This is a genomic window from Leucothrix pacifica (assembly GCF_003172875.1).
Lineage (GTDB): Bacteria > Pseudomonadota > Gammaproteobacteria > Thiotrichales > Thiotrichaceae > Leucothrix > Leucothrix pacifica.
This window is the reverse complement of sequence record NZ_QGKM01000033.1, coordinates 1-6,738: the sequence shown is the minus strand read 5'-3', so window position 1 is coordinate 6,738 and position 6,738 is coordinate 1. Positions and strand designations below refer to the sequence as shown.

Here is a 6,738-nt window from a genome sequence, read left to right as displayed (position 1 = left end):
GTTCATATCATTCTCCTATATGGGCGCGACGGATGCTAAAGCGGTCGAGTATTTGGCAAGTCTACCCAATACCGAAGTAAAGCTCAGCTATAACACTGAACGAGAACGCCTTCATGCAAAAAGCTATTTGTTTTTGCGTGATACGGGTTACCACACTGGTTATATCGGCTCTTCAAATATTTCACGCTCTGCATTAACCAGTGGCCTTGAGTGGAATTTAAAAATTACATCCCAAGAGATTCCACACATTATCACTAAGTCACTCAACACCTTTGAAACCTATTGGGAATCGAGTGATTTTGAATACTTTGATGGTAATGCTGAAAGCACTGAGAAGCTAAAGCGTGCTTTAAATAAAGAAAAAACAGGTAGCGACCACAGTCCAACGTTCTTTTTCAGTATTGACCCATACCCACATCAAGCCGATATTCTCGAGCAATTAAACGTTCAAAGGAGTGTCCATCAGCGCTTCCGAAATTTGGTCGTCGCCGCCACAGGAACGGGAAAAACACTCATATCCGCTTTTGATTTTGCACGCTTTATAAAACAAAAACCTGAAGCCAAATTTCTATTCGTTGCACATCGAGAAGAGATACTAAAGCAAGCGAGAGAGGCATATCGTGGCGTGTTGAAAAACGGTGCTTTTGGCGAGTTATGGGTTAGCGGACATTCACCCGAGCACTACCGTCAACTGTTTGTCTCTGTCCAAACCATCAACAATCAACTCACTGATTTAAAACTCACACCAGACTTCTACGATTACATTGTGATTGATGAAGTGCATCACATTACCGCAAGTAGCTACCGAGGCATCCTTGACTACTTTGCACCATCAATTTTGCTTGGTCTTACGGCAACACCCGAGCGCCATGATGGTAAAAATATACTCGACGACTTTGGCGGTGTAATCGCTGCCGAGCTTCGTTTACCCGAAGCAATCACTGAACATCACCTCTGCCCCTTTCACTACTTTGGTATCGACGATGACACTGATCTTCGTAATATTCCGTGGAGCAAAGGCCGGTATGACATTACTCAATTAACCAATCTTTATACCAGCAACCAGAGCCGAGTCAGTAAAATATTGCGGAGCTTGGAAGAGATCGTTACAAATGTTGGCAGCATGAAAGCCTTAGCTTTTTGTGTCAGCCAAGAGCACGCTGAATACATGACACAGCAATTCTTGTTGAAAGGAATTAAAGCTGATGTTTTAACCAGTAAAAATAGCGAACTTCGTCAAGCTAAACAGCAAGCAATCCGCTCTGGTCAAATCAGTGTACTTTGCGTTGTAGATATATTTAATGAAGGTGTCGATATACCTGAAATCGATACCTTATTACTCCTACGGCCAACGGAGAGTCTCACCATCTTTTTGCAACAACTAGGTCGAGGACTGCGAAAAGAAAATGGTAAGGACTGCTGCACGGTATTGGATTTTGTTGGTAACTCCCGCCCAGAATACGACTTTGCAAATAAATTCCGTGCCCTAATCGGCAAGACAGAACATGCAATATCCGATGAAATTAAACAAGGGTTTCCGCATGCACCTCTTGGCTGTCGTATTGAACTGACGAAGCAGACACAAGAAATGGTGCTTAAGAACATCCGACAAGCGACATTAACCATGAATAGGGTTGTCTCCTTAATTCGTCAGTACCCTCAGCACTCGACTGCACCGCTGACACTCTCAAACTTTTTAGTCCAACATAATCACATCGACCTTAGCGAGTTGTATAAGCGCGGTAGCTGGCAAAAATTAGTGAATCGAGCTAACGATATAACGCGGGAGAATGAAGCAGATTATAAGCTAATAAAAAATGCCATTTGGAGACGGGTTTTATGCTGTGATGACCACAATTATTTATTATTTCTAAAACAGCTCTGCCAAAACAATTTTGTTTACTCTGAAGAATCACACCGAGAGGCTTTAATGTGTCATTACGACTTTTGGCAAAAAGAAGGACCTAAAACAGGTAGTAGCAACTTAGAAGAAAGTTTGGCCAAACTAAATAAGCTCAACCTTTGTGCTGAGCTAAATGATGCTCTTGATTGGAAGCTCAAGCAAACCAAACACGAGCAAGCAGTCATGCCGGATTTACCCGATGTGCCTTTGCGACTGCACGCACGGTATGCGAGAGAGCAAATTCTAGTTGCCTTCGGCGCGACTACCTTTGAACGACAACCACCTGCTAGAGAAGGTGTTTACGTCATCAAAGATGAAAACATTGAGTTGTTTTTCGTAACGCTTAATAAAAATGAAAAGCAGTTTTCCCCAACGACGATGTATCACGATTATGCTATCAGTGATCGCCTCTTTCATTGGCAGTCACAAAATAGCGCACGTCCTGACAAAGGCCGAGGTAAGGAATACATACAACACAGGCAGATTGGCAAGCGCTTAATTCTTTTTGTACGTGAACAAACTAAAGATGAATTTGGCCGTACAATGGGCTTTGTGAATTATGGTGAAGTGGAGTATTTATCTCACACAGGGTCGCAGCCAATGAGTATTAAATGGAAGCTGCAAACACCGATGCCGAGCTTTATGTGGCATCAGGCGGCTAAGCTGGCAGTTGGTTAATTTAAGTGTATGCTAGAAGCTCAGCGAATGAGGAGTAGTTAACATCGTACCTCAGGAGCTTAGACAAAACTTAGTGCATTCTGTTACTGGCCAACCAATATCGCGCTCAACATGATTTGACTTTCTGCCCTTGAATTACTTTCAACTAACGCCAAAGTAAAAAATATGAACCATATAATCCGTAGATTCAAGTTAACTGCTCGCTGGGTTTGGCCACTAGGGCTTTTTCTCATCTTTTCGTTTATATTCTTAACGTCATACCTAGTTGGAAAAAGTAACATCACTGATGAAGGTTTTAAGCTTTGGTTTAGTGGACTTGCTTCAGCACTTGGCCTCACCTACTTCCTACAGAAGAAATTTTTCGAAGAGGACCGGTTATTTCTTCAGTTATTTGAAAGCTATAACAAACGTTTCTACGAAATTAGCGATGAACTTGAACAACTACCGAAGGACTCCGACTCTTCCATGGCTCTTGCGCCGGTAGTGCACAAATACTTCGATCTTTGTATAGAAGAGTATCAACTTTACCAAAGAGGTCTAATACCTAAAAAAGTTTGGCTCTACTGGGTCAAAGGCATGAAATACCTTGTAAACAAGAAACCTCAGCTGAAAGCGTATTGGGAAACTATGGAAAAAGAAAAACTCTGCTTTGAACTGACATGGGAGTACATTGATAAAGAATCAAAAAAGGCCTCTTCAACACATAGTGATCAATGAGCCATGACATTCCACAACTCAAACTCTGAAGGCCGTAGCCCATACCGAGCTAACACCCCTTCGTGTAATCGTATCAACTCCTCGATAATCAGCGCCTGTTCGGCCTCTTGCTCAACATCCCTGTTTTTTTCTGCAACATCCTGCTCAATCAAGACGTATCCCTGCACACTTTCTACCGCCAGATATTCCGCGCGTTTCTCAGCTTTGTCGGCTCTGCAAGTACTGCATCCCTGAAATACTGGCCCGAACTCTCCGCTACGTCGGACAGGGAGACCGAACTATGGACAATAATGCAGCTGAAAACGCCATCCGCCCCTTCGTTATCGGGCCATAGTCAACGCGGCGCAACCGCCAGTGCAAATCTGTACAGCCTGATTGAAACCGCCAAAGCGAATCACCGGGAACCCTATCACTACCTGAGCTAACTATTTGAGCGATTGCCTCAGACCCGCCCTGACGATTACGCTTCACTAATGCCTTGGGCAATGGCAGAAGTCACAGGCCTGGCGTTCACCTAACGCTTAGGCCGTGGTAACAGAGAATAAATAAGAATACGCCAAGCAAAGCAAGTAGTTAACCTAGAGTTCTCCGCCGAAGTACTCTTTGGCAATGCGCAGAAGCTTCTACCTTTGAGAGTGTTGGGACCGCTTAGATACGAGATGGCCTTTATCAAGGATAAAGCCAAAATGGTCCTTTGTTATTGATGGCATGATAAACCTAGTTGCTTAAAAGTGTATTAATCAGGGGCAAGTATCGGGTGTTACCCTCCCTTATAACCAGACTCATAATTATTTAAATAGGACTTAAAATTAACTACATGAATTTTCTAAACAAGGCCACAAGTGATAATGTCTACCCAGTAATGACATTAATTTATTAGGGATTTTTTATGAGTGAATTTGAGCAACAGCCATTTAATCCAGAGTTTGTGGAAAACCCTCAAAAAAGGTGTCCAGTCGTTCTTTTGCTGGACAACTCGTATTCAATGAGTGGGCAACCAATTCAAGAGTTAAATAATGGTTTGTCTTTGTTTAAAGAAGAGCTACTAGCTGACTCAATGGCTGCTAAAACTGTTGAACTGTCTGTTATAACCTTTGGCCCAGTTCAGGTAAGGTCCGATTTTACCACTGTCGATGGGTTTGACTTAGAGCAATTAGAGCCTGAGGGAGCTACCCCGATGGGTGAGGCTATTGAACAGGGTCTAAATCTTTTAAAAGACAGAAAAGAAATATACAAAAGCAATGGTATTAAGTACTTTCGACCATGGGTGATACTAATTACCGACGGAGCACCAACTGATGATTGGCAAGTGGCTCAAGCTATGATTCAAGCTGGTGAATCTAATAAAGAATTTATGTTTTACCCCATAGCAGTACAGGATGCCAATTTGGAAATCTTATCTAAACTTTCACCTGTCCGTCAGCCGTTGAAATTAAAAGGTTTAGCCTTTCGTGAGTTATTCGCTTGGTTATCTAGCTCATTGGGAAGTGTTTCTCAATCAGGCCCTGGCGAGCAAGTTCCTCTTGAAAACCCTATGTCGCCTGACGGTTGGGCTGTAGCAGGTTAAGACATGAATTGGAGATGGGCGGCTGCATCAAAGATAGGAACATCACATTTAAAAACTGGTACTAGGCTTCAAGATGCATACTCGGTGTCTAAACTAAGTACCGGTCAGTTAGTTGCTATCGTATCAGATGGTGCTGGGAGTGCTGAATTTGGAGCTCAAGGGGCTTGGTTAACTTGCCGACACTTAAAGGTATGTTTTCGAGAATGGTTTTATGAGCATGAGTCGATTCCAGGTGAAGAAACCGTACTCCTCTGGATTGATGATTTGAGGGACAAGATTGCTCAACTGTCCCAAAAACGAAATACAACCCCCAGACAATTTGCAGCAACGCTAACATTAGTATTTTCGACTCAGGACTTAACATTGCTGTTACAAATTGGGGATAGCTGCGCAACGGCCAGAAAAAATGGGGTTTGGGAACCTTTGTGTTGGCCAGAAAATGGTGAATATGCTTCCTCAACTTACTTCATTACCGATAGTCCATCTGTGAGATTGAATTATATTACTTTCGATTCAGCTTATGATGCTTTTGCTCTTTTCTCTGATGGAGTGGGAGATTTATCATTAGACGAAGCAACGCAAACTGCCCACCCCGCATTCTTTGAACCAATGATTCGCCCTATTGATAAGAGTAATGAAGAAAGTCTTTTACCAAAGTTATCTGAGCAGCTGCAGACGTTTCTAGCTAGCGATGCAGTTTGTGATAAAACAGATGATGATAAAACTTTAATCCTTATCTCTGGTTCATAACTGTGGAGCATTTTTTTATAGGTGCTAACAGCCTGCGCCTGGGCAAGAAAGTTGGTAAAGGTGGTGAGGGTGAGGTTTTTCTAATTCAAGGAAGACCGAATTTTGCAGTAAAGATTTACTACAAAAATATACGTAGCAAACGAAAAAACAAAGTCCATGCGTTAGTTAAATCTAAATTTTATGAAAATACAGAGCTCATTGCATTTCCTCAAGAAATACTGACTGACGCAAGTGGGGAGTTCGTTGGGTTTTCCATGAAACTAGTTTCAGAGCATTACCCAATGCATGAGCTTTATAGCCCTAAGTCCAGAAAGACACATTACCCTAATGTGGACTATCGTTTTATAATCAGGGCGGCAACAAATGTTGCACGAGCAGTGGCAACAGTACATGAAAAGGGTTGTGTAATTGGAGACTTCAACCATTCAGGGGCTCTGATCTCAAAAAAAGCTACAGTGGCTCTTATTGATGCTGATAGTTTTCAGTTTACTTTCTTGGGCGCTAACTATTTATGCGAAGTTGGTATGCCAGAGTTCACCCCTCCAGAGTTGCAAGGGGCTTCTTTAAGAGGACTATACAGACAAGCATCAAGTGATCTTTTTGGTTTAGCTGTAGCTATATTTCAGTTGTTATTTATGGGAAGGCGGTGTTTTTCAAGGTAGTTGTCGCATTTTTTCAAAAAATCATATCAAGTGACCTGTCTGATTATGCCGCTTTCTTTCCCTCAGCAGGTCGCTCAGGATTTAAAGTCACTTCAGTGATCACAGACCAGTCACGTGTATTGCCTGACCAGCGCGCCGGGTTCGCTTGCTTTGCTTGCGCGTAGACGGATGCTCGCTGCGTTAACACGGCTTTGTCATCTCCTCGGTGACGTTGTGCAGGCGTCACAAAGCGAATCTTGCTGTGCTGATGCTCATGGTTGTACCACTGCATAAACTGTTGCACCCATTCACGTGCCTGATCTAACGAGGTAAAGCCCTGGCTGGGCCAAGAGGGCCCGTATTTCAATGTTCGGAAGAAAGATTCCACGTATGCATTATCATCACTCACACGTGGGCGGCTAAAGGATTGACTAATATTCAATTGATCTAACTTTACCCGCAACGTGAGTTATGATTGAAAG

The 6,738-nt window shown here is 42.8% G+C and carries 6 protein-coding genes and 2 pseudogenes; 6 read left to right on the top strand and 2 right to left on the bottom strand.

Annotated elements, in window-relative coordinates; all coding sequences use genetic code 11:
- On the top strand, positions 1-2,581 hold a 2,581-nt coding region (locus DKW60_RS12045), incomplete at its 5' end, for a DUF3427 domain-containing protein (RefSeq protein ID WP_109837904.1).
- 165 nt (positions 2,582-2,746) lie between these two features.
- Positions 2,747-3,298: a hypothetical protein gene (locus tag DKW60_RS12040; protein WP_109837902.1), complete on the top strand. Its 552-nt coding sequence runs from the start codon at positions 2,747-2,749 to the stop codon at positions 3,296-3,298.
- Here the strand turns inward: DKW60_RS12040 and DKW60_RS23695 are convergent.
- The gene (locus tag DKW60_RS23695; protein ID WP_181389679.1) at positions 3,292-3,465 is read right to left on the bottom strand and encodes a hypothetical protein; all 174 of its coding nucleotides are present in this window, start codon (positions 3,463-3,465) and stop codon (positions 3,292-3,294) included. The two genes, DKW60_RS12040 and DKW60_RS23695, sit on opposite strands and share 7 nt — an antisense overlap.
- An 86-nt stretch (positions 3,466-3,551) precedes the next feature.
- Between DKW60_RS23695 and DKW60_RS24525 the strand changes: the two are divergent.
- The 4 genes and pseudogenes from DKW60_RS24525 to DKW60_RS12020 form a co-directional block, all read left to right on the top strand.
- Positions 3,552-3,720: pseudogene (locus DKW60_RS24525) on the top strand (IS66 family transposase); the annotation flags it as partial.
- A gap of 467 nt (positions 3,721-4,187) precedes the next feature.
- Complete coding sequence (locus tag DKW60_RS12030) at positions 4,188-4,865, top strand: vWA domain-containing protein (protein ID WP_109837901.1); 678 nt, start codon at positions 4,188-4,190, stop codon at positions 4,863-4,865.
- A 3-nt stretch (positions 4,866-4,868) separates the two neighbouring features.
- On the top strand, positions 4,869-5,615 hold the full coding sequence (locus DKW60_RS12025) for a PP2C family serine/threonine-protein phosphatase (RefSeq protein ID WP_109837900.1): 747 nt from the start codon (positions 4,869-4,871) through the stop codon (positions 5,613-5,615).
- 2 nt (positions 5,616-5,617) lie between these two features.
- Positions 5,618-6,277 (top strand): protein kinase domain-containing protein, encoded by a 660-nt coding sequence (locus DKW60_RS12020; protein WP_181389677.1) that lies wholly within the window; start codon positions 5,618-5,620, stop codon positions 6,275-6,277.
- 43 nt (positions 6,278-6,320) lie between these two features.
- On the opposite strand, the pseudogene DKW60_RS12015 reads toward DKW60_RS12020, so the two are convergent.
- Positions 6,321-6,722: pseudogene (locus DKW60_RS12015) on the bottom strand (integrase core domain-containing protein); the annotation flags it as partial.
- Positions 6,723-6,738 lie beyond the last annotated feature (16 nt).